This is a genomic window from Bradyrhizobium sp. HKCCYLS1011, assembly GCF_051167795.1.
Classification (GTDB): Bacteria; Pseudomonadota; Alphaproteobacteria; order Rhizobiales; family Xanthobacteraceae; genus Bradyrhizobium.
This window is the reverse complement of the sequence record NZ_JBNPTT010000010.1, coordinates 64,982-90,057: the sequence shown is the minus strand read 5'-3', so window position 1 is coordinate 90,057 and position 25,076 is coordinate 64,982. Positions and strand designations below refer to the sequence as shown.

24 protein-coding genes, 1 tRNA gene and 1 pseudogene are annotated in these 25,076 nt (G+C 64.4%); 17 read left to right on the top strand and 9 right to left on the bottom strand.

The annotated features are described in order from the left end of the window. Positions 1-3: 3 nt before the first annotated feature. Both ACQR1W_RS29760 and ACQR1W_RS29755 read right to left on the bottom strand, forming a co-directional pair. Positions 4-1,530 carry a carboxylesterase/lipase family protein gene (locus tag ACQR1W_RS29760; protein WP_434854101.1) on the bottom strand — a complete coding sequence of 509 codons (1,527 nt, stop codon included), beginning with the start codon at positions 1,528-1,530 and terminating at the stop codon, positions 4-6. Beyond that, on the bottom strand, positions 1,499-2,845 hold the full coding sequence (locus tag ACQR1W_RS29755) for an MFS transporter (protein ID WP_434854100.1): 1,347 nt from the start codon (positions 2,843-2,845) through the stop codon (positions 1,499-1,501). Before ACQR1W_RS29755 ends, ACQR1W_RS29760 begins: the two co-directional genes overlap by 32 nt. A 211-nt stretch (positions 2,846-3,056) precedes the next feature. On the opposite strand from ACQR1W_RS29755, the pseudogene ACQR1W_RS29750 reads away from it, so the two are divergent. From ACQR1W_RS29750 to ACQR1W_RS29730, 5 genes and pseudogenes are all read left to right on the top strand, one after another. Next, positions 3,057-3,677 (top strand): annotated as a pseudogene (locus ACQR1W_RS29750) (TetR/AcrR family transcriptional regulator); the annotation flags it as partial. 60 nt (positions 3,678-3,737) lie between these two features. Continuing rightward, positions 3,738-4,610, top strand: coding sequence for a shikimate dehydrogenase (locus ACQR1W_RS29745; protein WP_434854301.1), 873 nt, complete (start codon positions 3,738-3,740; stop codon positions 4,608-4,610). Between the two features lie 122 nt (positions 4,611-4,732). After that, a complete protein-coding gene (locus ACQR1W_RS29740; RefSeq protein WP_434854099.1) occupies positions 4,733-6,601 on the top strand; it encodes a bifunctional sugar phosphate isomerase/epimerase/4-hydroxyphenylpyruvate dioxygenase family protein in 1,869 nt (622 codons plus the stop codon). A gap of 180 nt (positions 6,602-6,781) precedes the next feature. Beyond that, entirely contained in the window at positions 6,782-8,011 is a 1,230-nt protein-coding gene (locus tag ACQR1W_RS29735; protein ID WP_434854098.1) for a CaiB/BaiF CoA transferase family protein, read from the top strand. A gap of 90 nt (positions 8,012-8,101) precedes the next feature. Continuing rightward, positions 8,102-8,497 (top strand): RidA family protein, encoded by a 396-nt coding sequence (locus tag ACQR1W_RS29730; protein ID WP_434854097.1) that lies wholly within the window; start codon positions 8,102-8,104, stop codon positions 8,495-8,497. A 34-nt stretch (positions 8,498-8,531) separates the two neighbouring features. Here ACQR1W_RS29730 and ACQR1W_RS29725 read toward each other — a convergent pair whose 3' ends face one another. Further along, positions 8,532-9,206 (bottom strand): TetR/AcrR family transcriptional regulator, encoded by a 675-nt coding sequence (locus ACQR1W_RS29725; RefSeq protein ID WP_434854096.1) that lies wholly within the window; start codon positions 9,204-9,206, stop codon positions 8,532-8,534. 214 nt (positions 9,207-9,420) lie between these two features. Between ACQR1W_RS29725 and ACQR1W_RS29720 the strand changes: the two genes are divergently transcribed. Together ACQR1W_RS29720 and ACQR1W_RS29715 are read left to right on the top strand one after the other, a co-directional pair. Beyond that, positions 9,421-10,653 (top strand): acyl-CoA dehydrogenase family protein, encoded by a 1,233-nt coding sequence (locus ACQR1W_RS29720; RefSeq protein WP_008967309.1) that lies wholly within the window; start codon positions 9,421-9,423, stop codon positions 10,651-10,653. A gap of 129 nt (positions 10,654-10,782) precedes the next feature. Beyond that, positions 10,783-11,841 (top strand): phosphotransferase, encoded by a 1,059-nt coding sequence (locus tag ACQR1W_RS29715; protein WP_434854095.1) that lies wholly within the window; start codon positions 10,783-10,785, stop codon positions 11,839-11,841. Positions 11,842-12,176: 335 nt separating this feature from the next. Here the strand turns inward: ACQR1W_RS29715 and ACQR1W_RS29710 are convergent, their stop codons facing one another. From ACQR1W_RS29710 to ACQR1W_RS29695, 4 genes are all read right to left on the bottom strand, one after another. Further along, a complete protein-coding gene (locus ACQR1W_RS29710; protein ID WP_434854094.1) occupies positions 12,177-12,467 on the bottom strand; it encodes a hypothetical protein in 291 nt (96 codons plus the stop codon). 388 nt (positions 12,468-12,855) lie between these two features. Next, positions 12,856-13,152 carry a GIY-YIG nuclease family protein gene (locus tag ACQR1W_RS29705; RefSeq protein WP_434854093.1) on the bottom strand — a complete coding sequence of 99 codons (297 nt, stop codon included), beginning with the start codon at positions 13,150-13,152 and terminating at the stop codon, positions 12,856-12,858. Between the two features lie 223 nt (positions 13,153-13,375). After that, a complete protein-coding gene (gene argE / locus ACQR1W_RS29700; RefSeq protein ID WP_434854092.1) occupies positions 13,376-14,575 on the bottom strand; it encodes an acetylornithine deacetylase in 1,200 nt (399 codons plus the stop codon). A gap of 221 nt (positions 14,576-14,796) precedes the next feature. Next, complete coding sequence (locus ACQR1W_RS29695) at positions 14,797-15,765, bottom strand: alpha/beta hydrolase family esterase (protein ID WP_434854091.1); 969 nt, start codon at positions 15,763-15,765, stop codon at positions 14,797-14,799. A 196-nt stretch (positions 15,766-15,961) separates the two neighbouring features. Here ACQR1W_RS29695 and ACQR1W_RS29690 point away from each other — a divergent pair, with 196 nt between their 5' ends. Continuing rightward, entirely contained in the window at positions 15,962-16,315 is a 354-nt protein-coding gene (locus ACQR1W_RS29690; protein ID WP_434854090.1) for an NIPSNAP family protein, read from the top strand. Between the two features lie 222 nt (positions 16,316-16,537). Here ACQR1W_RS29690 and ACQR1W_RS29685 read toward each other — a convergent pair whose 3' ends face one another. Then, positions 16,538-17,323 (bottom strand): SDR family NAD(P)-dependent oxidoreductase, encoded by a 786-nt coding sequence (locus tag ACQR1W_RS29685; RefSeq protein ID WP_434854089.1) that lies wholly within the window; start codon positions 17,321-17,323, stop codon positions 16,538-16,540. Positions 17,324-17,470: 147 nt separating this feature from the next. Between ACQR1W_RS29685 and ACQR1W_RS29680 the strand changes: the two genes are divergently transcribed. Together ACQR1W_RS29680 and ACQR1W_RS29675 are read left to right on the top strand one after the other, a co-directional pair. Then, on the top strand, positions 17,471-18,178 hold the full coding sequence (locus tag ACQR1W_RS29680) for a histidine phosphatase family protein (RefSeq protein ID WP_434854088.1): 708 nt from the start codon (positions 17,471-17,473) through the stop codon (positions 18,176-18,178). A gap of 256 nt (positions 18,179-18,434) precedes the next feature. Next, positions 18,435-19,202 (top strand): SDR family NAD(P)-dependent oxidoreductase, encoded by a 768-nt coding sequence (locus ACQR1W_RS29675; protein WP_434854087.1) that lies wholly within the window; start codon positions 18,435-18,437, stop codon positions 19,200-19,202. A gap of 265 nt (positions 19,203-19,467) precedes the next feature. Here the strand turns inward: ACQR1W_RS29675 and ACQR1W_RS29670 are convergent, their stop codons facing one another. After that, entirely contained in the window at positions 19,468-20,691 is a 1,224-nt protein-coding gene (locus tag ACQR1W_RS29670; protein ID WP_434854086.1) for a serine hydrolase domain-containing protein, read from the bottom strand. A 150-nt stretch (positions 20,692-20,841) separates the two neighbouring features. Between ACQR1W_RS29670 and ACQR1W_RS29665 the strand changes: the two genes are divergently transcribed. The 7 genes from ACQR1W_RS29665 (at position 20,842) to ACQR1W_RS29635 (ending at position 25,076) form a co-directional block, all read left to right on the top strand. Then, positions 20,842-20,917, top strand: a tRNA-Trp gene (locus ACQR1W_RS29665). 311 nt (positions 20,918-21,228) lie between these two features. After that, positions 21,229-21,420 (top strand): preprotein translocase subunit SecE, encoded by a 192-nt coding sequence (secE, locus tag ACQR1W_RS29660; RefSeq protein ID WP_035982613.1) that lies wholly within the window; start codon positions 21,229-21,231, stop codon positions 21,418-21,420. Then, positions 21,420-21,977 (top strand): transcription termination/antitermination protein NusG, encoded by a 558-nt coding sequence (gene nusG, locus ACQR1W_RS29655; protein WP_008971732.1) that lies wholly within the window; start codon positions 21,420-21,422, stop codon positions 21,975-21,977. Before secE ends, nusG begins: the two co-directional genes overlap by 1 nt. Before the next feature lie 237 nt (positions 21,978-22,214). Next, on the top strand, positions 22,215-22,643 hold the full coding sequence (rplK, locus tag ACQR1W_RS29650; protein WP_035982612.1) for a 50S ribosomal protein L11: 429 nt from the start codon (positions 22,215-22,217) through the stop codon (positions 22,641-22,643). A 6-nt stretch (positions 22,644-22,649) separates the two neighbouring features. After that, complete coding sequence (gene rplA, locus ACQR1W_RS29645; protein WP_008971730.1) at positions 22,650-23,342, top strand: 50S ribosomal protein L1; 693 nt, start codon at positions 22,650-22,652, stop codon at positions 23,340-23,342. Between the two features lie 114 nt (positions 23,343-23,456). Next, positions 23,457-24,416, top strand: a complete 960-nt coding sequence (locus ACQR1W_RS29640; protein WP_434854085.1) for a 2-hydroxyacid dehydrogenase — start codon at positions 23,457-23,459, stop codon at positions 24,414-24,416. A 195-nt stretch (positions 24,417-24,611) separates the two neighbouring features. Beyond that, positions 24,612-25,076, top strand: a complete 465-nt coding sequence (locus ACQR1W_RS29635) for a (2Fe-2S)-binding protein (RefSeq protein ID WP_434854084.1) — start codon at positions 24,612-24,614, stop codon at positions 25,074-25,076.

The following is a 25,076-nucleotide window of genomic DNA, read 5'->3' as shown; positions in this document are numbered from 1 at the left end:
CAATCAGTCGCTGGCCTGATCTGCGCCCAGGCTCCGCCAGGCCTCCTGCCGCGGCGCGTTCGTCGCACCGTTCACGCGGAACGGGCTCGCGAAGATCGCGAACTGAGCCTCAGCTGGCGTGAACGCCGGCCAGATACTTTCATCATCGGGACGACCTTGCTCAGCAAAGCGCAGGACGCAGGCCTGCAGCCGCGCTGCGACCTCGATGTCCGCCAGGGTCATCGGACCGCCCGGGCGTTGCAGCACCGGACGATCGACGAAGTCGGGCAAGTGCGCCCATAGGCACGCGTTGTCGGCGCCATGCGTCGGTCCCTGCGATAGGAAAGGGGCCAGGGCGGGGCGGTGGTCGAAACGGCTCAGCCAGACGCGCCCGCCCGCTTCGTGGTGCAGCTCTGCAAGTTCGCCCATCGGCCGGTGCCACATCGCATCGGACGACAGCGCTTCGTAGGGGTCTTCGTCGGCCCGCGCGGTCGCGCGATAAGATGCAAGCAACCGATCCCAACCGTCGTCACCGAATTGTGCACGGATGCGGCCTTCCGTCACCCGGATCATCGCAGCGGGCGGGTCGCTCTTCAGGAACATCACCATCTCGTCGCGACAGGAGCCGAGCCAGAGGTTCTGCTCGCGCAAGGCGCCAGCGCTGATGGCATCGCGCGGATCGCGCGGGATCACCACGCCGTCGAGCACCGGGCCGAACAACGTTCCGTGGGCGGTGCGACTGGCGACCTCGCGACCGACCGTTTCGGCGGTGTCCAACAGCCGCGCCACCGGCACATCGCGGATAGCAGCCGCATCATGCGGCGCGAGTTCGAGGGCTGCCAGAAATCGATCGGCGATGTCGTCGGCCTGCGCCGCCGGCATGATGCCGCGCCCGGGCACGCTGAAGGCAACGCTGCGTCGGAAATGGCCGCGCGCCTGCGGCAGCGTCATCATCGTCACCACCAGTGACGCGCCGGCCGATTGTCCGAGCAGGGTGACGTTATCAGGGTCGCCGCCGAACGCGGCGATGTTGTCGCGCACCCAAATAAGTGCCGCGAGCGTGTCGGTGACGGCGAGATTGTTGGCCTCTGCAAGCACCCCGCCGAAGGGGTGCAGCTGCAGGAAGCCGAGCGGGCCGAGCCGGTAATTGATCGTGACGATCACGGCGGGACCATGCTTGGCGAGGAACGCGCCATCATAGTCGGAGCCGGCGCCTGTGATGAAGGCACCGCCATGGATGAAGAACAGCACCGGCAGTGGCTTGGTGACCTCGGCCGGCGTCCAGATGTTCAGGGTGAGGCACTCGGCCTCGGCATTGCCGGCGATCAGTCCGCGTTGCGGGGCGACGGGACCGAACGCCGTGCAACGCAGCGGTGTCTCCCAATTCGGCACGGCGGTCGCGCGTCGGAAGCGCTCCGCCTGCGCGAACGGAATGCCTTTGAAGGCGCGCACGCCGCGCTGAGCTGTGCCGATCACGCCGCCGCTGCTGGTCTGGACCAGCGGCGACGGCGCAACGGTGTCAGCCGATGACGGAAGCAGCTTTGCTGTCATGATTGATCAACTCTGGGGCTTTCTTGCCAAGATCCTCGATGCCCACGCTGTGGGTTTCGCGCGCGGTGGCCGCGGCCGCCGCCGAGATCACGCAGGCGCAGGCGATGAAGATCGCGACCGGAATCCATCCGGTGGGACCATCGCCGAGCAGGCTCTGGCTGATCACCGGCGTGAAGCCTGCGGCCAGGAAGCCGAGTTGGGTGCCGATCGCCGTGCCCGAATAGCGCACGCGGGTCTCGAACATCTCGGCATAGAAAGACGGCCAGATCGCGTTCGGTGCGGCGTAGATGATGCCGGACAGGATCAAGGTTGCCGCAAGAATCTTGGCCGGCTCGGCCGAGGTGATCGCCATGAAATAGGGGAAGATCAGCACCGCGCAGCCGAGCACGCCGCCGATGAACACCGGCTTGCGGCCGATGCGATCGGCGAGAATCGCCCACAGCGGCTGGGTCAGCAGCGCCGTCGCATTGGCCAGGACGCCGGCCCACAGCATGGTCGTGCGCGGCACGCCGAATTTGCTGGTCGCATAGCCGAGCGCAAACACCGCGGTGACCGTGCTGACGGTCGCGATCAGCGCGCAGACGATGACGCGCAATACGTCAGGCCAGAAATCGCGCAGCAGCGCCACCACCGGAAACCGCGCAACCTCGTTGCGGGTCTTGATCTCGGAGAAGGCCGGCGTCTCCGGCATGGTCCGGCGGACCAGATAGGCAACGACGAGCACGACGAAGGAGAGCAGGAACGGAATGCGCCAGCCCCAGCTCAGGAGCTGCGCCTCAGGCAGCGTCGACACCGGGATGAACACCAGGGTCGCCAGGATCGCGCCGGCCTGGGTGCCGGTCAGCGTCCAGCTGGTGAAGAAGGCCCGACGCCCGCCGTCGGAATGTTCGAGCGTCAGCGAGTTGGAGCCGCTCTGCTCGCCGGCAGCGGACAGGCCCTGCAACAGCCGCAGCAACGTGAGCAGGAGAGGGGCGGCACTGCCGATCATGGTGGCGTCCGGTAACAACCCGATTGCGAGCGTCGATCCGCCCATCAGGACCAGCGTGACCACCAATACCGTCTTGCGCCCGACGCGGTCGCCGAAATGGCCGAGAATGACGGCGCCCACGGGCCGCGCGATATAGCCGATGCCGAAGCTCAACAGCGCGAGCACCGTGCCCGTGGCAGGGTCGACATTGGCAAAGAACACTTTCGGGAAGATCAGGGCGGCGGCGGTGCCGTAGATGAAGAAGTCGTAGTATTCGAGCATGCTGCCGACGAAGCTGACCACGGCGGCGCGCTGCGGCAGGCGGTCCTTGGGCGTGACTGGGCTCATGTTTCCCCTCTCGGTTGTTGTTTGCTGCATTTGGCCCAGAGAGCCAGCGCGAGATCATTTTTGGGACCGCGCCAACCATCCGGGTTGCATTCTTGATGAGCGAACCATAATGTACGAACTAGTTCGTTTCAAGTCCGTTCGTTCGCGGTGACGGGCATTCGCTGCAGGGCCCCACGATCGATCCAAATTCGCTAATGTTTAGAGGGTGATCATGTTGGAACGGACCGCCATGGAGCCGAAGCCGAGCCGGCGAAAGAACGACCCGGATGCGACCCGCCGCAACATCATCGATGTCGCGACGACGGAATTCGCGACATCGGGCTATTCGGGCGCACGGGTCGATGCCATCGCGGCCAAGACCCGCACCTCGAAGCGGATGATCTACTATTATTTCGGCGGCAAGGAGCAGCTCTATCTGGCTGTCCTGGAGGAGGCCTATCGCAGCATCCGCGAGCTGGAGGAGAGCCTCGACACCCGCAATTGCAGCGCGGTCGAGGCGATCAGCCGGCTGGTGGAGGCGACCTTCGAGCACGATTCACGCAACCCGAACTTCATCCGCCTCGTCAGCATCGAGAACATCCACCATGCCAAGCATCTGAAGCACAGCGCGCAGCTGCGCGAGATCAACGCCAGCGTGATCGCGACCTTGCGGCGGATTCTTGAGCGTGGCCGTGTGGAGGGCGTGTTCCGGCGCGATGTCGACCCGATCGACCTGCATCTTGCGATCAGCTCGTTCTGCTTCTTCCGCGTCGCCAATCAGTACACGTTCGGTGCCTTGTTCAATCGCGATCTTGCGGAGGCCGAAACCAGCATGCGCAACAAGCAGCAGATCGTCGATATGGTGCTGGCCTATCTCGGCGGCGAAGGCGGGACCGAAGCGGCCCAGCCCGCAATACCTGTGTCCTCGGCCCCGCCGCAACCCCATGTTCTCACCGGCCTGATCGGCGCGCCGATCAAGCATTCGGCGTCGCCCGCGATGCATGAGGAGGCAGCCAGCGCGCTCGGCCTGCGCTGTCACTATCAGCTGATCGAGGTTGCCGGCGCTGACCGGGAACGGCTGCGCGGCCTGCTGGACAGTGTCAGGCAGATGGGCTTTGCCGGCGTCAACGTCACGTTTCCCTACAAGGAGGCCGTGGTCGAGCTGCTCGACGAACTAGCGCCGGAGGCGAAGGCGATTGGCGCGGTCAATGCCGTTGTCGTGCGCGAGGGCAGGCTGGTCGGCCACAACACCGACACGACCGGCTTTGCGCGCGCCGTTGCGCCGCTGGTCACGGCATCAGGCCGCGGGCCGGTGGCTCTGGTCGGCGCCGGCGGGGTCGGCAAGGCGATCGCATTTGCGCTTGCAAGCCTCGGTGTGAGCGAGCTGCGCATCGTCGATGCCGACCGCGCCAAGGCGGATGTGCTGGCGGCGCTGCTGCGCGACCATCCAGGCGTCAGCGTGGCGGACAATGTCGGTGCTGCACTGCGCGGTGCCGTCGGGCTTGTCAACGGCACGCCGGTCGGCATGCTGCCGAACCGTGACAGTCCGGTGCCGGACACGCTGCTGCATGCCGGGTTGTGGGTGGCGGATGCGGTGTATTCGCCGCTGTGGACGCCGCTGCTATCGGCCGCTAAGGCCAAGGGCGCGCAGGTGATGAGCGGCCGCGATCTTGCGATCTATCAGGCCGCCGATGCCTTCCAGCTCTTCACCGGCATGGCGCCCTCTGCGGACGCGATGGCGCGGGCCTTTGATGGCGTGATGGCGAGGCGATACGCGGCGGCATGATTGGCGTAGGGTGGACAAAGGCGCGGAGCGCCGTGCCCACCGCGATGTCGAGTACGCATAGAAGTGGTGGGTACGCTTCGCTTTGACGACCCTACGAGACAAGAGACAGGAAGGACGTCGCTATGAACCAGCGCTCGATCGCCACGGTGTCCATCAGCGGCGCGCTTGACGAGAAACTGCGCGCCATCGCCGCCGCCGGCTTCACCGCGGTGGAGATCTTCGAGAACGATCTGATCTCGTTCGGCGCCCGGCCACGCGAGATCGCTAAGCTCTGCGCCGATCTTGGGCTCATCATCTGCGCCTATCAGCCGTTCCGCGATTTCGAGGGCATGCCCGAGCCGCAACGCGCGCGCAACTTCGTGCGCGCCGAGCGCAAATTCGACCTGATGCAGGAGCTCGGCACCGATCTGCTGCTGGTCTGCAGCAATGTCTCGCCGCTATCGCTCGGCGGTATCGACCGAGCGGCGGATGATTTCCGTGCGCTCGGCGAGCGCGCCGCCAAGCGCGGCCTGCGCGTCGGCTATGAGGCGCTCGCCTGGGGGCGTCACGTCAGCGACCACCGCGACGCCTGGGAGATCGTGCGGCGTGCCGATCATCCCGCTATTGGCATCATCCTCGACAGCTTCCATACGCTCGCGCCCAGATTCCCTGAGCGCACCATCCGGTCGATCCCGGCCGACAAGATCTTCCTGGTGCAGCTCGCGGACGCGCCGCGTCTCGAACTCGATGTCCTGTCCTGGAGCCGCCACTTCCGCTGCTTTCCGCTGCAGGGCGACCTGCCGGTGACCGATTTCATGCAGGCCGTGCAGGCGACTGGCTATGCCGGGCCGCTGTCGCTCGAGATCTTCAATGACCAATTCCGGGCTGGCTCCGCCGCGCGGACCGCGGTCGACGGCATGCGCTCGCTGATCCTGTTGGAGGAGGCGCAGGCGGCTGCGCCGGCGGCCATGTCCACGGCGCTTCCGCCCAAAGCGGTGAGCCGCGGCGTCAGCTTCATCGAATTCGCGGTCAACGAGTCCAACGCGGCCGCGCTGGCGTCGCTGTTCAGTCAGCTCGGCTTCCGCAAGACCGGGCAGCATCGCAGCAAGGCGGTGGAGCGCTGGTCGCAGGGTGCGATCGAGCTGGTCATCAACGCCAATCCGACCGGCTTTGCCCATTCGCATTATGTCACGCATGGGCCGGGCGTCTGCGCCATTGGCCTTGACGTTGCCAATGCCGGATCCGTGATGGCGCGTGCCGAGGCGCTGAAAGCCAAGACCTTCCACCAGCCGGTCGGGCCGGGCGAACTGGAGATTCCGGCGATTCATGGCGTCGGCGGCAGCCTGCTTTATTTCCTCGACACCGGCGATACGAACTGGGACGTCGACTTTGTCACCGTCGAGCATCAGGACGCTTCCGATCGTCTCGCCGCCGTCGATCACATCTCGCAGTCGATGCCGCATGAGGAGATGCTGTCGTGGCTGCTGTTCTACACCGGCATTCTCGATCTCGCCCGCATGCCGCAGCTTGAGATTGCCGACATCAGGGGCCTCGTCCACAGCCAGGCGCTGATCAATGGCGATCGCAGCCTGCGCATCATCCTCAACGGTTCCCAGGCGCGGCGGACACTGTCGGCCCGCTTCATCGACGAATTCTTCGGCTCCGGCGTGCAGCACATCGCCTTTGCCTGCACCGACATCTTTGCCACGGTGGCGGAGTTGCGGGCGCAGGGCGCCGCGTTCCTCGATATCCCCGATAATTATTACGACGATATCGAGGCCCGATATGACCTCGCCCCCGCCACGATCGCGGCGCTCCGCGCCAACAGGATCCTTTACGACCGGGACGGCGAGGGCGAGTTCTTTCAGATCTACACCCGCGCCTTCGAGGAGCGCTTCTTCTTCGAGATCGTCGAGCGGCGGAACTACAACGGCTTCGGCGCAGCCAACGCCGCGATCCGGCTCGCCGCCCAGGCGCGCGAGGCGGCCGCAGCCGACATTCCCTCGCTATGAGGCGACCGGCCTGCCCATTCCGTTGAAGGCACGCCGTATCACCTCGCCAGAGCCGGCGGGATGGCGGCATGCCGACAGCGCAGTGCTCTTGGTCTGAAAATGGTGTATCCGCGAGGGAAGCTTCGCGGGGGGATGCTCGGTGTTCCCGCGACAAGGAATAAGGCTCCCGGAGGAAGGTTCATGTCGGCTCTGCCGCTGTCTGGCATCAAGATTCTCGATCTCACGCGCGTGCTTGCAGGTCCCTTGTCCGCGCAGATGCTCGCCGATCTCGGCGCCGAGGTGATCAAGATCGAGCGGCCCGGCACCGGCGATGACGCCCGCGCCTTCGGCCCACCTTACCTCAGAGATCCCGAGGGCCAGGTCAACAACAACAATTCCTTCTATCTCTGCGCCAACCGCAACAAGAAGTCGGTCACGGTCAACATCGCCTGCAAGGAAGGCCAGGAGATCATCCGCGAGCTCGCCAAGGACTGCGACGTCTTCATGGAGAACTACAAGGTCGGCGACCTCAAGCGCTACGGCCTCGACTATGAAGCGATCCGCGCGGTCAACGCGGACGTGATCTACTGCTCGGTGACCGGCTTCGGCCAGACCGGGCCCTATGCGCCGCGCGCCGGCTATGACGCGATCTTCCAGGCAATGGGTGGCTTGATGAGCGTCACCGGTCACATGGACGGCGAGCCGGGGGCGGGGCCGATGAAGGTCGGCCCGTCGATCGTCGATTACATGACCGGCATGAACACCTCGATCGGCATCCTGGCTGCGCTCTACCATCGCGATGTCAATGGTGGCGGCGGCCAGCATATCGACGTCTGCCTGTTCGACACCGTGATCGCCTCGCTGTCGCATTACGCCCAGATCTACCTCATCAACGGCAAGTCGCCGCCGCGCCGCGGCACCTGGGGCAATGGCGGCATGCCGGCCGGCGTGTTCCGCTGCTCCGACGGCGAGCTGATGCTGGTGGTCGGCAACGACGCGCAGTTCGCGCGCACCTGCGCCGTACTCGGCGCGCCGGAACTCGCGACCGACCCGAAATTCGTCAAGAACAACGACCGCGTCGTCAACGGCAAGGAGATCATGGCGATCTTCGCCGGCCTGTTCCTGAAGAACACGGTGCCGCATTGGCTCGATGAGCTGGAGAAGGCCGGCGTGCCCTGCGGCCCCGTGAACGACTTCGCCCATGTGTTCGCCGATCCGCATGTCCGCTCGCGTGGCATGGAGGTGAAGGTCGATCACCCGTTCGAATCGAACCTGTCGCTGATCCGCAACGCGCTGACCTTCTCGGAGACGCCGGTCACCGACTATCGCGCGCCGCCGCTGTTGGGCGAGCACACCGAGGAGATCCTGTCAGGCGAACTCGGCTACGATGCGGGCAGGATCGCGGCGCTCAAGGCGCAGGGCGCGATCTAGTCTGGCTGTCGGGCATGCTTCGATCGCTTCCGAAGCATGATGGCGCGGTGCGAGGCTAGCCTGTCGTCTCCTGACAAGCGGAGATGACAGATGAAACGCGAAGCGCTGCGGGTCGAGCCGATCTCGTCCTTTCTCGAACGATGGAGCACGGTCCGGGCCTCGCCGGTGACGCGGGCCGGCAACATGGTGTTCGTCTCCGGGCTGCCGCCGTTCGATCCCGACACCGGCGAGCTTGGGCACGTTGCGATCGACGTGCAGACAGAGCGTGCGCTGGAACAAATGAAACTATGCCTGGAGGCGGCCGGCGCCACGCTCGACAATGTGATGAAGTGCAATATCTACTGCACCTCGTCGAAGTATTTCGGCGCGGTGAACGCGGTCTATGCCCGCTATTTCCAGGACAATCCGCCGGCGCGGATCTTCGTCTGCATCCCCGAATGGACCGGGCCGTTCGACATCGAGATCGACTGCATCGCTATGATCTGAGAGGCGCAAAAAATAAGCAAGGCGCGCGTCGGCGTTACTGCAGCTGGCGCGCCGGCTTGGCGGCAGCCGAGGGCAGGGATGTCGGCCTGCCGCCCGTCAGCGCCGTTGCGGCAACAGCCACCACGCGCTCGACCACGGCCTCGACGTCGTCGACATCGCATTTGCCGTCCGAGAGCTTTTGAAGCCGTTCGCTGTCGCGCACTGTCTGTTGCGCCATGGCGAGCGCGAAATGCAGTCCCCAATAGAGCTCGACCTCGCCGCAGCCGGGCAGGGCGCGCGCCATCGCGGCGATGAACTTGCGCAAATGATCGATCTCGCGGTTGCGGATTCGGCGGATCGGCGGCACCGATTCAATGTTGACGCGGATCATGAAGCGCGCAGCCGTGGAGCGCTCGTTTTCCGGCCCCAGGCAGCCGCGCAAAGTGGGGCCGACCAGCGCCCGCAGGATGTCGCTGATCTCGGCACGGCCGCCGCCTTTCTCTTCCGCCGCCCGTAATTCGCGCAGGCGTTCGCGGTTGAGCGCGATCGAGCGCGTCACGAACAGTTCGGCAATCAACTCGTCCTTGGAGCCGAAATGGTAATTCACCGCGGCGAGATTGACGTTCGCCGCCGCCACGATGTCGCGCAAGGTCACGTCGGAGAAGCCGCGTTCGGCATAGAGCCGCTCGGCGGCAGTGAGGATCGCGGTGCGGGTCAGATCGCTGGCCATGGCCTCAGAACGACGGCAGTTGCTTTTCAAACATTTGTATGAAACTATCGTTTGAGGCGGCCGGAATGTCAAGGCGAGGGATTTCGCGAGGCGGCATTTCGGCGCTGCAGCAGCTCGCATCGTGATCGGCGCCTGCAACAAGAGGCTTGCGGCGCGCAGGTTGCGGACGAACACTGCGGCAAAACAAGCGAGGAAAGACGAGAAGGAGGGCCCGATGGATTTCACGATGTCGGCGAAGCAGCAGGAATGGCTGGAGCGCGTACGTAGCTTCATGACCAAGCATGTCCGCCCGGCGGTGCCGATCTACAAGCAGCAGGACGCCGAGGGCGACCGCTGGAAGGTGATCCCGATCCTGGAGGAGCTGAAGGCGAAGGCCAGGGCGGAAGGGCTGTGGAACATGTTCCTGCCGCCGTCGGAGCATGAGGACGACGAATTCCGCGGCGCGGGCCTCACCAATCTCGAATATGCGCTGCTCTCCGAAGAGATGGGCCACATCTCCTGGGGGTCAGAGGTGTTCAACTGCTCGGCGCCGGACACCGGCAACATGGAAGTCTTGATCCGCTACGCCAACAAGGAGCAGAAGCGCAAATGGCTGCGGCCGCTGATGGATGGCGAGATCCGCTCGGCCTTCCTGATGACCGAGCCTGCGGTGGCCTCGTCCGATGCCACCAACATCGAGACCCGCATCCAGCGCGATGGCGATCACTATGTCATCAACGGCCGCAAATGGTGGTCGTCCGGCGTCGGTGATCCCCGCTGCAAGATCGCGATCCTGATGGGCAAGACCGATCCGTCCGCCGCCAAGCATCAGCAGCAGTCGCAGATCCTGGTGCCGCTCGACACGCCCGGCATCAAGGTCGAGAAGATGCTGCCGGTGTTCGGCTTCGATGACGCACCGCACGGCCATGCCCAGGTGCTGCTCGAGAACGTCCGCGTGCCCGTCAGCAACCTCCTGCTCGGCGAGGGCCGCGGCTTCGAGATCGCGCAGGGCCGGCTCGGCCCGGGCCGCATCCATCACTGCATGCGCACCATCGGCAAGGCCGAGGAGGCGCTAGAGAAGATGGTGAAGCGGCTGATGTCGCGCACCGCCTTCGGAAAGAAGATCATCGAGCATTCGGTATGGGAGCAGCGCATCGGCGAAGCCCGCACCAACATCGAGATGACGCGGCTTCTGTGCCTCAAGGCCGCCGACATGATGGATAAGGTCGGCAACAAGACCGCGCAGCTCGAGATCGCCATGATCAAGGTCGCCGCGCCCAACATGGCGCTCAAGATCATCGACGAGGCGATCCAAGCCTTCGGCGGCGCCGGCGTCTCCGACGAGGCGGGCCTTGCCAAGGACTATGCCGGCATCCGCACGCTGCGGCTCGCCGACGGTCCGGACGAGGTGCACAACCGCGCCATTGCCAGGCTCGAAATCCGGAAGTATGCAAACACGAACCACTGAGTGAGAACGGAAGAGCGTCGCTAACGCTCTTCCGTCATTCCGGGCGATGCTAGCCGCCAAGGCAACGAAGCTGCTCTGCGCAGGGCATCGGGCCCAGAATGAGCAATAAGAAAGACAGGGAGCCTCATCTTGGCTGATGCCGTGAGGAAGGACGAAGAATATTCCGGCACCAAGCCGGTTGAGGAGCGGCATCGCTTCGACGAGGCCAAGCTCGCCGCCTGGATGGCGGAGCATGTGGAGGGCTTTGCCGGGCCTTTGACCGTGCTGCAGTTCAAGGGCGGCCAATCCAACCCGACCTATCGGTTGAACACGCCGACGCGGTCCTATGTGATGCGGCGCAAGCCGTTCGGCAAATTGTTGCCATCAGCGCATGCGGTCGACCGCGAGTTTCGCGTCATATCCGCGCTCGGCAAACAGGGGTTTCCGGTCGCGCATGCCTATGCGCTCTGCCAGGACGATTCCGTCATCGGCGCGGCCTTCTACATCATGTCGATGGAGGAGGGCCGGGTGTTCTGGGATCCGACCCTGCCGCATGTCGATGCCGATCAGCGGCGCGCGATCTTTACCAGCAAGATCGAGACGCTGGCCAAGCTGCACATGTACGATCCCAATGCGATCGGGCTCGCCGACTTCGGCAAGCCAGGCAACTATTTCGCGCGCCAGGTCGACCGCTGGACCAAGCAGTACCGGGCGTCCGAGACCGAGCACATCCCCGAGATGGAGAAGCTGATCGAATGGCTGCCGCGCACGCTGCCCAAGCAGGAGCGCGTCTCCATCGTGCATGGCGACTACCGGCTCGACAACATGATCTTTCATCCGACCGAACCGCGCGTAATTGCGGTGCTGGACTGGGAGCTGTCGACTCTGGGCGATCCCATGGCCGACTTCACGTATCTCCTGATGCAATGGTTGATGCCGGGCCTGGAGGGCGTCGACCCCAGGCCGCTCAATATCCCGACCATGGAGGAGGCGGCGCAGATCTATTGCGACGCCACGGGCGTTCAGATGCCCGACCTCAACTGGTATCTCGCCTACAACATGTTCCGCCTCGCCGGCATCACGCAGGGCATTGCGGGGCGCATCCGTGACGGCACCGCGGCCAATGCGAAGGCGATCGAATCCGCCAAGCGCACCGTGCCGCTGGCGAAGGCCTCATGGGCTTACGCGCAGAAGGCGGGAGCGGTTTGAACAACACGAGGGCGCGGCCGATGGCCGCGCTTGTTTTGCCGCGCCGCTTTCGAGATCATCGCGCCGTTCTCGTGTCCCGGACGCGGTGCAGCACAAAGTGCTGCACGGCAGAGCCGGGACCCACTGACGTCGCCGACGCTTCAACGAATGTTTACGTGCTCGGGCTTCGAGGATCGACTCGAAAGATTCGAGATGGACGAGCGGGGTCACGCCGTCGTGCCGCCTGAAGCTTTCAAGGTCCCAGCTCTGCGGTGCGTCACTCCGTGCCGCACCGCGTCCGGGACACGATATCCATTGTTCAATGCTCGGCTGTGACTGAACGAGGCCTGACCCGCTCAGCGGCCTCCACCTCCACCACCACCACCTCCGCCACCCCCGCCGGCATTGGTCATCGACGTCGTGTAGCGCGGGTCGCTCTGCTTCATGTAGGTCGGCGAAATGTCGCGACCGCGGGAACGACTGATCGAGGGCGACACCGTCACCGCGCTATCGCCACAGGCTCCCCACGAGACCAGGTCGCAAGGTGAAAGGTAGAGCTGACGCGCATTGGCGCCTGTTATCGGCGTGGCGCTCGCGGCAATGACGCCGATCAAGGCAACGAGGGGCAATCTTGATTTCATCGACATGTGATCCATCCTTCGGTTCGGCGAAACCGGAATGGTCCGCTTGCGGGGTTCGACGGCCCGGAAAAGAAGGCGGTTCGGGGACAGGCGCAAAAATAATCCCCGGCGCGCGCATTGCCGCTTGAACCGGATCGCTGCTCGCGGCGACATGGCGCGGCCAGTCACGCCGGGATACGAGACGGCGGGGTCGGAGCGCCACCTAGATTTGCGTCTCTGAAGAGTGCTGCCGAGGTGCTCTGGGTCCCGGCTCTGCAGTGCGTCACTTCGTGCCGCACTGCGTCCGGGACAAGATATCGGTCATTCCGTTCTTTGCGCTGCGCCTTTCGCGCGCCGCTCTTGTGTCCCGGACGCGGTGCGGCACGAAGTGCTGCGCCGCAGAGCCGGGACCCAGTCACGTCGCCAAAGTGTTCAGCTCGTTGGTCAGATCACGCCAATTGGGATTGTCTTGCTCAATCAGCTTGAGCTTCCACGCACGTCGCCAACGCTTCAACGAATGTTCACGCGCTCGCGCTTCGAGGATCGAATCGAAAGCTTCGAAATAGACGAGCAAGGTCACGTCGTACTGTCGCGTGAAGCCGGGTACGAGTTTGGCTTTGTGCTCCGTCATGCGGCGGACAAGGTCGTTGGTCACTCCGACATAAAGAGTACCGTTTCGCTTGCTCGCGAGGATGTACACGAAGAAGGGCATGTCGGGACGGCCGTTCGGCGGAGAGTGTGCTATCTAAGATTGCATGTCTGAACAGCGCCGCCAAGGTCTTCTGGGTCCCGGCTCTGCGGTGCGTCACTTAGTGCCGCACCGCGTCCGGGACAAGATACCGGCGACCGGAATCCATCCGTCCGCATGCTGTGTCGGCGGATGACGCGAGGATGGATTTGCGCGCCTTCTCTTAGTTGGGCGCATCGCAGTTAGCTCAAGCGCGCCGCAACGCCTCAAGCCCGTCCGCCTTCTCGCATTGCGCGATCAGTCTCTCGATCATCTCGGCGCAGCGTTCGAGCTCGGCGATCGCGATGAACTCGTCAGGCCTGTGCGCCTGGGTGATCGAGCCGGGGCCGATCACCACCGTCGGGATGTCGGCCATCGCCACATACAGCCCGGCCTCGGTGCCGAACGAGACCTTGATGTTGTCGTTGCGCCCTGCGAGCGTCTTGGCGAAGGTCACCAGCGGGTGATCGGCCGCCATGTCGAGCGCGGGATAGTCGAGAATGTCTTCGAAGTCGATGCCGCTGTCGGGATGGCCGCGCCGCATCGCCGGCTCGATCTCGCTTTTGGCCCAGGCGACGATCTCACTGGTCAGCTGTTTGGCCTCGTGCACGCCGAGCCCGCGCACCTCGAACTGCAGCTCGCAGCTGTCGGGCACGATGTTCAGCGCGGTGCCGCCGTGGATTACGCTGCTCAGCATAGTGGTGTGGGCGACCTCATAGAGCTCGTCGCGCGTGCCGTGGGCGGCGATCTCTCGCGCGCGGCGGCGTACCTCGGTGATCAGGTCGGCGGCATGTTCGACAGCATTGACGCCCTGGGGCGCCAGCGCCGAGTGAGAGGCAAGGCCCCGGAAGATCGCGCGTAGCGCATGCTTGCCCTTATGCCCGATCGCGACCTGCATCAGTGTGGGCTCGCCGACCAGACAGGCGAGCGGCTTGACGGAGAGCTTGTTGATCTCGTCCAGCAACGGACGCACGCCGACACAGCCGACCTCCTCGTCATAGGACAGCGCGAGGTGAATCGGCGTAGCTAGCTTGGCGCGCGCCACCTCCGGCACCATGGCGAGGCACACCGCGACAAAGCCCTTCATATCGGCGGCGCCGCGGCCGTAGAGCCGGCCGTCGCGCTCCACCAGCGTGAACGGATCGGCGCTCCAGTCCTGACCCGTCACCGGCACCACGTCGGTGTGGGCGGAGAGCACGATGCCTGGTGTATCGGCCGGGCCGATCGTCACCCACAACGCGGCCTTCTGGCCGGTGTCATCGGTGATTCGCCGTGCAGTGATGCCGAAGCCGGCGAGATAGACTTCGACATAGCCAACCAGCGCGAGATTCGATTTGTCGCTGACGGTGTTGAAGCCGACGAGGTCGGCCAAAAGCTTGCGAATACGATCGGTACGTTCACTTGGCATGGCAGTCTGGAATTGTGATTGTCGCGGCTCGTCAGGCCGAGAGCGGCGGTATCACCACGCCGAGGCCAGCCTGCCGTCGATTATCACCGATCGGAGGTGTGAAGGGAAGCTGACGATTACCGCGCGCCCGATGCTGACACGCGGCTGTGCCGGAATATGGGACCGAGGACTGCCGTCTCGTGACCTTCTGACACGTGCGGGCGAAGCGGCCAAGCCGCTGCTCACAATTGCGCCGTGGCCCGCTCCTCGTTGGCGAAGATCTTGAGGATTTCATCTGCCGCCGAAAAATCAGACGTGCTCTGGCCGAGCAGGCGCGGCAGGAAGGCGCGTCGGCCTGCGATCTGGTGACCACCGCCGTCGATCCGGTAAAGCGTGACGGGCTTGCCGGATTGGCAGGACGTCCAAGTCACCTTGGTCGTTGTCGTTGCGTCCGACCAGCCGCGACCCGGCACCACCTGCTCCTCATGCGCCTTGCAGCCGTTGCGGCGGATGAAGAGCTCTGCGGTGCGTTTCACGCTCCAGACCTCGCCGCGACCTCCCGAGAAGCCGACGCCGCCGCCCTGATAGGGCACCATCGGGTCATCGGTACCATTGATCATGACGAGCGGCAGTGGCGGCACATCACAGGGCGCGATGCCGGCGGGCATGTTGGCGATCACGGTGCCGATGCCATGAAACAGATCGCCTGCCTTGCAGGCCATGGCGAAGCTCATCATGCCACCGTTGGAAATGCCCGCCAGATAGATATGGCCGGGCAGGGCGATGCCATCCACAACAAGGCGTTCGACCAGCGCGCGCAGGAACGCGACGTCGTCGGCGCCGCCGGGACCTCCGGCCCGTTGGTCATTCCATTGGCGGTCGAGCCCCTGGGGAAAGACGGCCGCGAAGTCGTTACGCGCCGCAGCCTCGGCAAAGCCGGAGACGCGGATGGTGCTTTCGGCCGTCATGGTCGCGCCGTGCAACACGATGACCGTCGGCTGCGGTCCGCGGCGTGAGGCCTGGACGATGGCCCTGCGCGGCCCGTCGCGGCTCGGAATGACAATATCGGTGCTGCCTGCATCGGTGCTGCCTGCGGCACTGGCGACCACCGTGCCCGCCCAGAGGCCGATCGCAAGCCCGATCGTGACGAGACGCTTCGACAGCGATTGCGTCGCGCGAGCGGTTGGATCCGACAGCAGGCGGAAGGTCATGGCGAGGTCTCCAAGATGATTGCGAACTTATCCTGGGGAGCACGTCACGTGCGCGCACATAAGCGTAACAAATTGTATCGCGTTGGTAGCTCTCGTCGATGACATCGAGATTTTTTGATGTGTAGTACCAGCTGATCCCCGCGATGCTCTGGCAAGCATTCTGTCTGCCACCATATCTCACGCCAGGAGAATGATCATGATCCAGCAGCTTCGCATCTACGAGATCTATGAGTACAACAAGGCGGCGTTTCATGCGCGCTTTCGCGATCACGCCGCCCGCATCATGCGCACGAAATACGACTTCAAGTTCGTCGCGATGTGGGAGACCACGTTCGGCGGTCGCACCGAGTTCGTCTATGTGCTGGAGTGGCCCGACGAGGCGACGAAGATTGCAGCCTGGTCTGCGTTCATGGCCGATGCCGAATGGACGGAGATCAAGCGGGTCACGCATGCCGAGCATGGGCTGATGGTCGGGACGATCGAGGACCGCCTGCTGAGGCCGGTCGACTATTCTCCCGCGCAAGGACGAAGTCTGGTGCCGGGCGGCTAGGGGTTGGACCGGAATGGCATGGCCGCGCAGCTACCACTGCTGCGTCGATGAAGCGCAGACTGTCGTTGCGGCCAAGCGCGCTCTCCCGCGCGCCGAGCCGGGCTCCATAACCACGGCCATCATGTCACGGGTGCCTGGCAGCGAGCTTCCTCGAGAGACTCCGCAGTATGGGTCCCGGCGTGCGCCGGGACGACAGCGGAATACGTGGCAGCTGCCGCAGGACTACACCGGCTTGCCCGTATACGGCATCGAGGCGGTTAGGCCGCCGTCGACTGGAAACGCCTGGCCGTTGACATAGGACGCCTCATCGCTGGCAAGGAACAGGGCCATCGCGGCGATCTCGTGGGGCTGGCCGGCGCGCTTTAAGGGATTGAGCTGGCCGATCTTGCCCTCGGTGCCGCGCTCCTTGGCGCCGTCGAAGATCGGCTTGGTCATGCCAGTCTCGATCAGCCCGGGACAGACCGCGTTGATGCGCACGCCGGTGCCGGACAGCGAATAGGCCGTGGTCTGCACCAGGCTGATCACGCCGGCCTTGCTCGCCGCATAAGGATGTCCCGAGGCGCCCGCCTTCAGGCCCGCGACCGAGGCCGTGCAGACGATCGCGCCGCGCTGCTGCCGCACCATGTGCGGGGTCGCATGTTTGACCGCGAGGAACGGGCCGATCAGATTGACGCGCAGGACCTCCTGCCAATGGTCGACCGTCTGCTCGGCGATCGGCTTTAGCCCGCCGGAGACGCCGGCATTGGCCCAGATCACGTCGAGCCGGCCATAAGTTGCGACCGCGCGGTCGATGAAGCCGATCACGTCCGCCTCCGAGCCGGCATCCGCGAGCACGGCCTCGGCGACGCCGCCCTGCTGCTTGACGAGATCGACCGTCTCCTTGACGCCGTCCGTGCGGTCAACCGCGATCAGCCTGGCGCCTTCCTTCGTGAACATGAGCGAGGCGGCGCGGCCGATGCCGCTGCCCGCGCCGGTGATGATGACGGATTTGCCTTCGAGGCGGCCCATGGTTTCCTCCTGCTTCGTTCTATCCAGGCGCAGTCCGCGCGATGGAATTCAAACGCCGTTTCAAACATGCTTCAATATGCGAAGCTGCTTGAGACGGCTTTGTCACTCACGTACAGCCACAAGGCTGGAGAGGGAAGGGTGATCCTCATGTCGGACAATCAGGACAGACCAGGCGTCGTCACCACGCGCTGGTGGTGGGTGCGCCATGCGCCGGTCCGCGACGACGGCGGCAACATCTATGGCCAGACCGATATTGCCTGCGACACCAGCGACCGCATCGTGTTCGAGGCGGTGGCGAAGATCCTGCCGCGCAGTGCGGTCTGGTATGCGAGCAATCTGAGGCGCACGCATCAGACCGCGGAGGCGATCTGGGCTACCGGCTTTCCGCAGCCGGCTGTGATGGCAAAGGAGGCCGCCTTTGCCGAACAGAATCTCGGCCAGTGGCAAGGCATGAATCGCAAGGCCTTCCTGGCCAGCCAACCGGCCGGCAGCAACTGGTTTGCCGCGATCGATCAGCCCGCGCCCGGCGGCGAGAGTTTTTTGGATCTCTACAATCGCGTCGTAGCCGCGATCGCGCGGATCAGCGCTGAACAGGCGGGCAGGGATGTGATCGCCGTCGGTCATGGTGGCACCATCAAGGCCGCGGTCGGCCTGGCGCTCGGCGGCCTGGTCGAAAAGGCGCTGGCCTTCGATATCGACAATTGCTCGGTCACGCGGCTCGATCATATCGCCGCCGGTGACAACAGCACTTGGCGCCTGCCGATGGTCAATCAGCAGCCCTGGATGGCCGACGTCGCGCACGCCGCAATGCATCAGCCGGCCGGGCCGGAGGTGACGACCAGCAAGCTGGCGTGAAGCGCGCGTGACCGGAAGCTGAAGGAGTGAAGGATGGGGCGGATTGCCGGCGCAGCCCTGATCACAGCTGTCATCGCCCGCGAAGGCGGACGATCCAGTAATCACCGGCCATCGAGTCTCACGACCGCCGCGGCGTACTGGATGCTCCGCCGGAGCCTGTCTTCGGGCGGCGCTACGCGCCGACCCGGGGGCGGAGCATGACGGCGCTGAAGGTACACAACTAGTCTCATTCAAATAGGCCAAGGAGGAAACGACAATGACCCTATTCGACATGACCGGCAAAGTCGCCGTCATTACCGGCTCGACCCGCGGCATTGGCCTTGCCATCGCCGAGCGTATGGCCGAGCACGGCGCCAAGGTGGTGATCTCATCGCGCAAGGCTGATGTCTGCGATCAAGTGGCGAAAGAGATCAACGCGAAATACGGCGCGGGGAAAGCGGCCTCGGTCGCGGCCAACATCTCCAGCAAGGAGAACCTGCAGCATCTGGTCGACGAGTCCAACCGCGTCTTCGGCAAGATCGACGTGCTGGTCTGCAACGCCGCGTCGAATCCTTATTACGGTCCGCTGGCTGGCATCTCCGACGACCAGTTCCGGAAGATCCTCGACAACAACATCGTCGCCAACAACTGGCTGATCAGCATGGTGGTGCCGCAGATGATCGCCCGCAAGGACGGCTCTGTCGTCATCGTGTCCTCGATCGGCGGCCTCAAGGGCTCGACCATCCTCGGCGCCTACGCGATCTCGAAAGCCGCCGACATGCAGCTCGCGCGCAATCTCGCCTGCGAATACGGGCCGCACAATGTGAGGGTGAACTGCATCGCGCCGGGCCTCATCAAGACCGATTTCGCCAAGGCACTGTGGGACAATCCGGACAACCTGAAAGCCTCGACCTCGCGCACACCGATGCTCCGCATCGGCATCCCCGACGAGATCGCGGGCGCCGCGGTGTTCCTGGGCTCGGCCGCCGGCAACTTCATGACCGGCCAGACCATGGTGATCGACGGCGGCGCGACGATCAGTTGAGGGGCACTCTTAGTCAGGCCGGTGGTGCCGCCACACTCATAACTGTCGTCCCCGCGAAAGCGGGGACCCATAACCACCGGCCGGAATGTGACTAGCAACTGGTAGCGACATTCCACGAAAGATCACGCGGTATGGCGACGAGCGCGAAGCGCTCGCGCCGAGGTCCCGGCGTTCGCCGGGACGACGGATGTGGTTGCCGCCTTAGCGCGGCAAACTTGGTAGCGTCCCGCTCGCAAGGACAACAGCGGCTCCGCGGCGGCCAGCGTCACTCCACCGCCGCATACACCACATCGCGCACCAGCGTGCGCAGGTAATCGCGTTGGCCGGGGCCTTGGGCCATGAACACGCAGAACAGCTCCTCCTTCGGGTCGATCCAGAAGAAGGTGCCGGCGATGCCGCTCCAGAAGAAGGTGCCGGCCGAGCCGGGGAAGGGCGCCAGCCCCGTTTGGGTCCGCACGGCGAAGCCGAGGCCGAAGCCGTGACCGGGCGACAGGATGCTGCCCTGGATCCGACAGCCGGGAGGCAGATGGTCGGAGGCCATCAGCTCGACGGTCTTGCGGCCGACCAGCCTGACGCCGTCCAGGGTGCCGCCGTTGAGCAGCATCTGGCAGAAGCGGGCATAATCCATCGTGGTCGAGACCAGTCCGCCGCCGCCGGATTCCATGGTCGGGCGCTCGAGCATGTTGAAGAGCTGCGTCGACTCGCCGGTCCAGGGATCGGTCGCGAACGGCTCGGCGAGGCGGCCGGCATTCTCCGGCGCGGTGAAGAACCCGGTCTCGGCCATGCCGAGCGGCGCCAGGATGCGCTCGGTGATGAAGCTGCCCAGCGGCTTGCCGGAGACGACCTCGATGACGCGGCCCAGGATGTCGGTGGAGCGGCTGTAGTTGAACTCGGCGCCCGGCTGGCAGATCAGCGGCAGACCGGCGACGATCGTGGCGTGCTCCTCATTGCTGAGCTTGCGGCTGCGCACCCGCGACTGCTGGTAGCGCTGGTGCACAAGGCCGGTGCCGGTGTGCTCATAGGCGAGCCCCGAGGTATGGCGGAGCAGGTCCTGAATCGTCACCGGCCTTTCGACCGGGATCAACTCCAGTTCGCGGCCGCCAATCTCGACCCCGACCTTCGGGTTCGCAAACGCCGGGATGAATTTGACCAGGGGATCGCTGAGCAGGAGCTCGCCGTCTTCGACAAGCATCATGGTGCCGAGTGAGACGATCGGCTTGGTCATGGAGAAGATGCGGAAGATCGAATCCTTGGCCATCGGCGCGGCGGACGCCGGGCTCTGCCGGCCGATCGCATCGAACCAGCCGACCTGGCCTTTGCGGGCGACCAGTAGGGTGACGCCGGGCACGGTTCCCTTGTCCACCTCCCGCTTGAACGCGTCGGAGGCCCGCTGCAGACGGGCGGGCGACAGCCCGAGCTGCTCAGGCCTTGCATGCGGCAAAGGCGGCGTGTGGAGGGAAGACGAGGGGCGGGCGGCTGGCGCGGTCATGGGCTCTCCCGGAAGGCTTGTTGTCGGATTGCATCAAGTCTGGCCGAGATGCCGTGGTTTGAACAGCGGATTTGCCCCACTGCGCCCTTGCATTGGGGGCTGCGACTATGCTTCAACCGGCGCGAACCGCCGACGCAGTCGCGGTTCGCTAGGAGTGTAGCTCAATTGGTAGAGCACCGGTCTCCAAAACCGGGGGTTGGGAGTTCGAGCCTCTCCACTCCTGCCAGCGAGATCAAGCACTTAAGCCGCAAATCCAAGAACGGCATGAAGGACAGTGCGCGGCGCGCGTGATCTGCCCATATCTTGACCTTTGCGCGGTCTGACAGTAGATATCGCGCAACCTGCTGCCGGCCCGTCACAAAAGCGGATTTCCGGCGCGGCTTTTCACTCCCCGAACAATCGAGCCCGCACTCCGGCTCATCTCTCGACACGAGGGTGGGCTGAAGATGGCTGTTCAAGAAGACTGTTCGGATTCCTTGCAAACTCTTTAATCGTCCGAAGACCTGATCGTCTGAAGACCATGTGGACCCCACGACGATGGCCACCAGCCCGTTCAAATTCCTGCAGGAAGTGCGCTCGGAGACCGCCAAGGTCACCTGGCCAAGCCGTCGCGAGACGATGATCACCACGATCATGGTGTTCGTGATGGTGGCGCTGGCCTCGATCTTCTTCTTCGCCGCCGATCAGATCATTCGCTATCTCGTCACTTTGGTATTGGGCATTCACTGATGGCGACCGCAACGCAGACCGCTGACAAGCGCTGGTACATCGTTCACGCCTACTCGAACTTCGAGAAGAAGGTCGCGGAATCGATCCGCGAGCAGGCCAAGCAGCGTGGGCTCGAGGAGCTGTTCGAGCAGGTGCTGGTCCCGATCGAGAAGGTCACCGAGGTGCGGCGCGGCCGCAAGATTGACGCCGAGCGCAAGTTCTTCCCCGGTTACGTGCTGGTGAAGATGAAGCTGACCGACGAGGCGTTTCACCTGATCAAGAACACGCCCAAGGTGACCGGCTTCCTCGGCGCCGAGAACAAGCCGATGCCGATCTCCGAAGGCGAGGCCATGCGCATCCTGAATCAGATGCAGGAGGGCGTGGAGCGGCCGAAATCGACGGTCTCGTTCGAAATCGGCGAGAATGTCCGGGTTGCCGACGGTCCGTTCGCTTCGTTCTCCGGCGTGGTCGAGGAGATCGACGAGGCCCGTTCGCGGCTCAAGGTCGCGGTCTCGATCTTCGGCCGCGCGACCCCGGTCGAGCTCGAGTTCAACCAGGTCGAGAAGATCGCCGGTTGAGCTGGGGCAGGGCGCGCGCCCTGCTTGAGGCTTTCCTTTTCGCCCGATCTCGTGTATCGGGCGCGCATCGCTCCCGGCTTGGCGTCGGGGGCATTCCGCTCGTGGGAGGCACGGCCGGCATTGCCAAGCCGGACCAAGCGTGCCGCACCACGGTCCCAAACCATCGCTTGAGGGTCTGTTGAGCCCTCGGCGGGTGTCCGCAACAGGCAAAATCGCGGACGCATTGGAGATTGAACAATGGCAAAGAAAGTAACGGGATACCTGAAATTGCAGGTCCCGGCCGGGGCGGCGAACCCGTCGCCCCCGATCGGCCCCGCGCTCGGTCAGCGCGGTCTCAACATCATGGAGTTCTGCAAGGCGTTCAACGCCCAGACCCAGAAGGAAGAGAAGAACACCCCGATCCCGGTGGTCATCACGATCTATGCGGACCGGTCCTTCACCTTCGAGATGAAGACCCCGCCGATGTCCTACTTCTTGAAGCAGGCCGCCAAGATCCAGTCCGGCTCCAAAGCTCCGGGCCGCGACAAGGCCGGCAAGGTGACCAAAGCGCAGGTGCGCGAGATCGCCGAGAAAAAGATGAAGGACTTGAATTGCGACACCGTCGAAGCGGCCATGAAGATGGTCGAGGGCTCGGCCCGCTCGATGGGTCTGGAAGTTGCGGGGTAAGGCGCCATGGCGATCGGAAAACGCTTGAAGAAGGCCCGCGAGGGGATTGACCGCACGAAGCTCTACGCGCTTCCCGAAGCGGTCAAGATGATCAAGGAGCGCGCCAGCTCCAAGTTCGACGAGACCATCGAGGTCGCGATCAATCTCGGCGTCGATCCGCGTCACGCCGACCAGATGGTCCGCGGCGTGGTGATGCTGCCGAACGGCACCGGCCGGACGCTTCGCGTTGGCGTGTTCGCGCGCGGCGCCAAGGCCGACGAGGCGAGGGCTGCCGGTGCCGACGTGGTCGGTGCGGAGGACCTGGTCGAGAAGGTGCAGGCGGGCAATATCGATTTCGACCGCTGCATCGCCACCCCCGACATGATGCCGCTGGTCGGCCGTCTCGGTAAGGTGCTCGGCCCGCGCGGCATGATGCCGAACCCGAAGATCGGCACCGTGACCATGGACGTCACCGGCGCTGTGAAGGGTGCCAAGGGTGGCTCGGTCGAGTTCCGGGTCGAGAAGGCCGGCATCATCCAGGCCGGCGTCGGCAAGGCCTCGTTCGCCGAGGACAAGCTGGTCGAGAACATCAAGGCGCTGGCGGACGCGGTCGTCAAGGCCAAGCCGGCTGGTGCCAAGGGCACCTATGTCCAGCGCGTCGCGGTGTCCTCGACCATGGGCCCGGGTGTCAAGGTCGAGCCGGGCACCGTGCTCGCCTGATACGGCGCGACATTGTAGAGAGATTGCGAGCGGGGCCAGGCAACTGGTCCCGCTCTTGCTTTAGTGGGGCGCCATGAGTGGGCGCCGTGTGAACTGCGCCAGACTGAGAGCGCCATGCCTGACAAAGTCCTGATCTATTCCCGTCTTCCGCGATCCATGACCCAGCGCTTCGCGGCGCATTTCGACCTGCTCGATGCCGTTGGCAAGCCAGTGGAGGAGATGTTCGCCGCGGACGAGTTGGCGCAGGTTCGGGCGCTGATCACAGCCGGCGGCACGCCGCTGCGCGCGGCCGACATGGACAAGCTGCCGGCGCTTAAGGCCATCATCTGCTACGGCACCGGCTATGATGGCGTCGACCTCAAGGCTGCAGCCGCGCGCAACATCGTGGTCGGCAACAGCCCGGGCGCGAATGCGTCGTCGGTCGGCGACGTTGCGATGATGCTGTTGCTGGCGACGATGCGGCGGCTCCCGGTCGTCGATCCCTATGTGCGCAGCGGCGACTGGGCCGCCGCCAAGCCTTCCCCCCTGATGAAGCCGCCGATGGGCCTTGCCGGCCGCAAGGTCGGCATCTATGGCATGGGCGAGATCGGCCGCAAGATCGCCGCGCGTGTCGCAGCCTTCGAGGCCGAGGTCGGCTATTTCAGCCGCACGCGCTACGACGACCTGCCGTATCGATATTTGCCGAGCCTCGACGCGCTCGCCGAATGGTGCAGTGTGTTCGTGATCGCCGTCCGCGCCGGCACGGATACGAACCATGTCGTCAATGCCGATCTCCTCGCCAAGCTCGGCGCCGACGGCTACGTGATCAACATCTCCCGGGGCTCGGTGATCGACGAGCCGGCACTGGTTGCTGCCTTGAAGAGCCATGCGATCGCAGGTGCCGGCCTCGATGTGTACGAGACCGAACCGCATGCCCCGAGCGAACTGACGAAGCTGCCGAACGTGGTGCTGACCCCGCATATCGGCGGCAATACGCAGGAGTCTCACGTCGCCATGCAGGCTTGCGTGCTGGCCAATCTCACGGCGTTCTTTGCTGGGGAGAAACTGCCTTACGAGGTGAGATGCACGTCATAGTCATCGCATTGCGACTATTCGCCGATGCCAACCCAATCAAACGCAATTGGCTCGATTTAGTTCCAGCAGCGGCTCAGAAATATTCCGTTACTTCCCACGGCTCTGTGAGTTGCGAGTCATTCTAAGCTGCCTCTAAGTTTCCGCCCCAAAGTGACTGCTGGAGAGCAGTCGCCGGGTTTCACGAAAGAGCGGCAAATGGCAGCGTTCACTCTTAAGATCAACGGGCGCGAGCATCAGATCGATGTCGACCCCAACACGCCCTTGTTATGGGCCATCCGGGACAATGTCGGCCTGACCGGCACGAAATATGGCTGCGGTGTCGCCCAATGCGGCGCCTGCACCGTTCATCTCGATGGGCAGACCGTGCGGTCCTGCTCGCTGCCGGTCTCCGCGGTCGGCAAGAGCGAGGTGACGACGATCGAAGGCCTGAACAGCAAGGAGGGCGGCGCGGTTCAGAAAGCCTGGGCTGCGCTCGACGTTCCGCAATGCGGCTACTGCCAGTCCGGCCAGATCATGAGCGCCACTGCGCTGCTGGAGCTCAATCCGAAGCCATCCGATCAGGACATCGATCTTGCCATGAACGGCAATCTCTGCCGGTGCGCCACCTATGTGCGCATCCGTGCCGCGATCCATGCGGCCGCGAAATCGCTGGAGGGCTAA

Bases quoted from the DNA above. Each gene is read 5' to 3' on its own strand.
- ACQR1W_RS29685 (WP_434854089.1), bottom strand. From the start codon at position 17,323: ATGGGCCGCCTCGAAGGCAAATCCGTCATCATCACCGGCGCGGGCAGC.
- ACQR1W_RS29670 (WP_434854086.1), bottom strand. From the start codon at position 20,691: ATGACCGCGCCAGCCGCCCGCCCCTCGTCTTCCCTCCACACGCCGCCT.
- argE (WP_434854092.1), bottom strand. From the start codon at position 14,575: ATGCCAAGTGAACGTACCGATCGTATTCGCAAGCTTTTGGCCGACCTC.
- ACQR1W_RS29725 (WP_434854096.1), bottom strand. From the start codon at position 9,206: ATGGCCAGCGATCTGACCCGCACCGCGATCCTCACTGCCGCCGAGCGG.
- secE (WP_035982613.1), top strand. From the start codon at position 21,229: ATGGCCACCAGCCCGTTCAAATTCCTGCAGGAAGTGCGCTCGGAGACC.
- ACQR1W_RS29640 (WP_434854085.1), top strand. From the start codon at position 23,457: ATGCCTGACAAAGTCCTGATCTATTCCCGTCTTCCGCGATCCATGACC.
- ACQR1W_RS29635 (WP_434854084.1), top strand. From the start codon at position 24,612: ATGGCAGCGTTCACTCTTAAGATCAACGGGCGCGAGCATCAGATCGAT.
- ACQR1W_RS29710 (WP_434854094.1), bottom strand. From the start codon at position 12,467: ATGTCGATGAAATCAAGATTGCCCCTCGTTGCCTTGATCGGCGTCATT.
- ACQR1W_RS29730 (WP_434854097.1), top strand. From the start codon at position 8,102: ATGAAACGCGAAGCGCTGCGGGTCGAGCCGATCTCGTCCTTTCTCGAA.
- ACQR1W_RS29760 (WP_434854101.1), bottom strand. From the start codon at position 1,530: ATGACAGCAAAGCTGCTTCCGTCATCGGCTGACACCGTTGCGCCGTCG.
- ACQR1W_RS29675 (WP_434854087.1), top strand. From the start codon at position 18,435: ATGACCCTATTCGACATGACCGGCAAAGTCGCCGTCATTACCGGCTCG.
- nusG (WP_008971732.1), top strand. From the start codon at position 21,420: ATGGCGACCGCAACGCAGACCGCTGACAAGCGCTGGTACATCGTTCAC.
- ACQR1W_RS29720 (WP_008967309.1), top strand. From the start codon at position 9,421: ATGGATTTCACGATGTCGGCGAAGCAGCAGGAATGGCTGGAGCGCGTA.
- ACQR1W_RS29690 (WP_434854090.1), top strand. From the start codon at position 15,962: ATGATCCAGCAGCTTCGCATCTACGAGATCTATGAGTACAACAAGGCG.
- ACQR1W_RS29755 (WP_434854100.1), bottom strand. From the start codon at position 2,845: ATGAGCCCAGTCACGCCCAAGGACCGCCTGCCGCAGCGCGCCGCCGTG.
- ACQR1W_RS29740 (WP_434854099.1), top strand. From the start codon at position 4,733: ATGAACCAGCGCTCGATCGCCACGGTGTCCATCAGCGGCGCGCTTGAC.
- ACQR1W_RS29705 (WP_434854093.1), bottom strand. From the start codon at position 13,152: ATGCCCTTCTTCGTGTACATCCTCGCGAGCAAGCGAAACGGTACTCTT.
- ACQR1W_RS29735 (WP_434854098.1), top strand. From the start codon at position 6,782: ATGTCGGCTCTGCCGCTGTCTGGCATCAAGATTCTCGATCTCACGCGC.
- rplA (WP_008971730.1), top strand. From the start codon at position 22,650: ATGGCGATCGGAAAACGCTTGAAGAAGGCCCGCGAGGGGATTGACCGC.
- ACQR1W_RS29695 (WP_434854091.1), bottom strand. From the start codon at position 15,765: ATGACCTTCCGCCTGCTGTCGGATCCAACCGCTCGCGCGACGCAATCG.
- ACQR1W_RS29680 (WP_434854088.1), top strand. From the start codon at position 17,471: ATGTCGGACAATCAGGACAGACCAGGCGTCGTCACCACGCGCTGGTGG.
- rplK (WP_035982612.1), top strand. From the start codon at position 22,215: ATGGCAAAGAAAGTAACGGGATACCTGAAATTGCAGGTCCCGGCCGGG.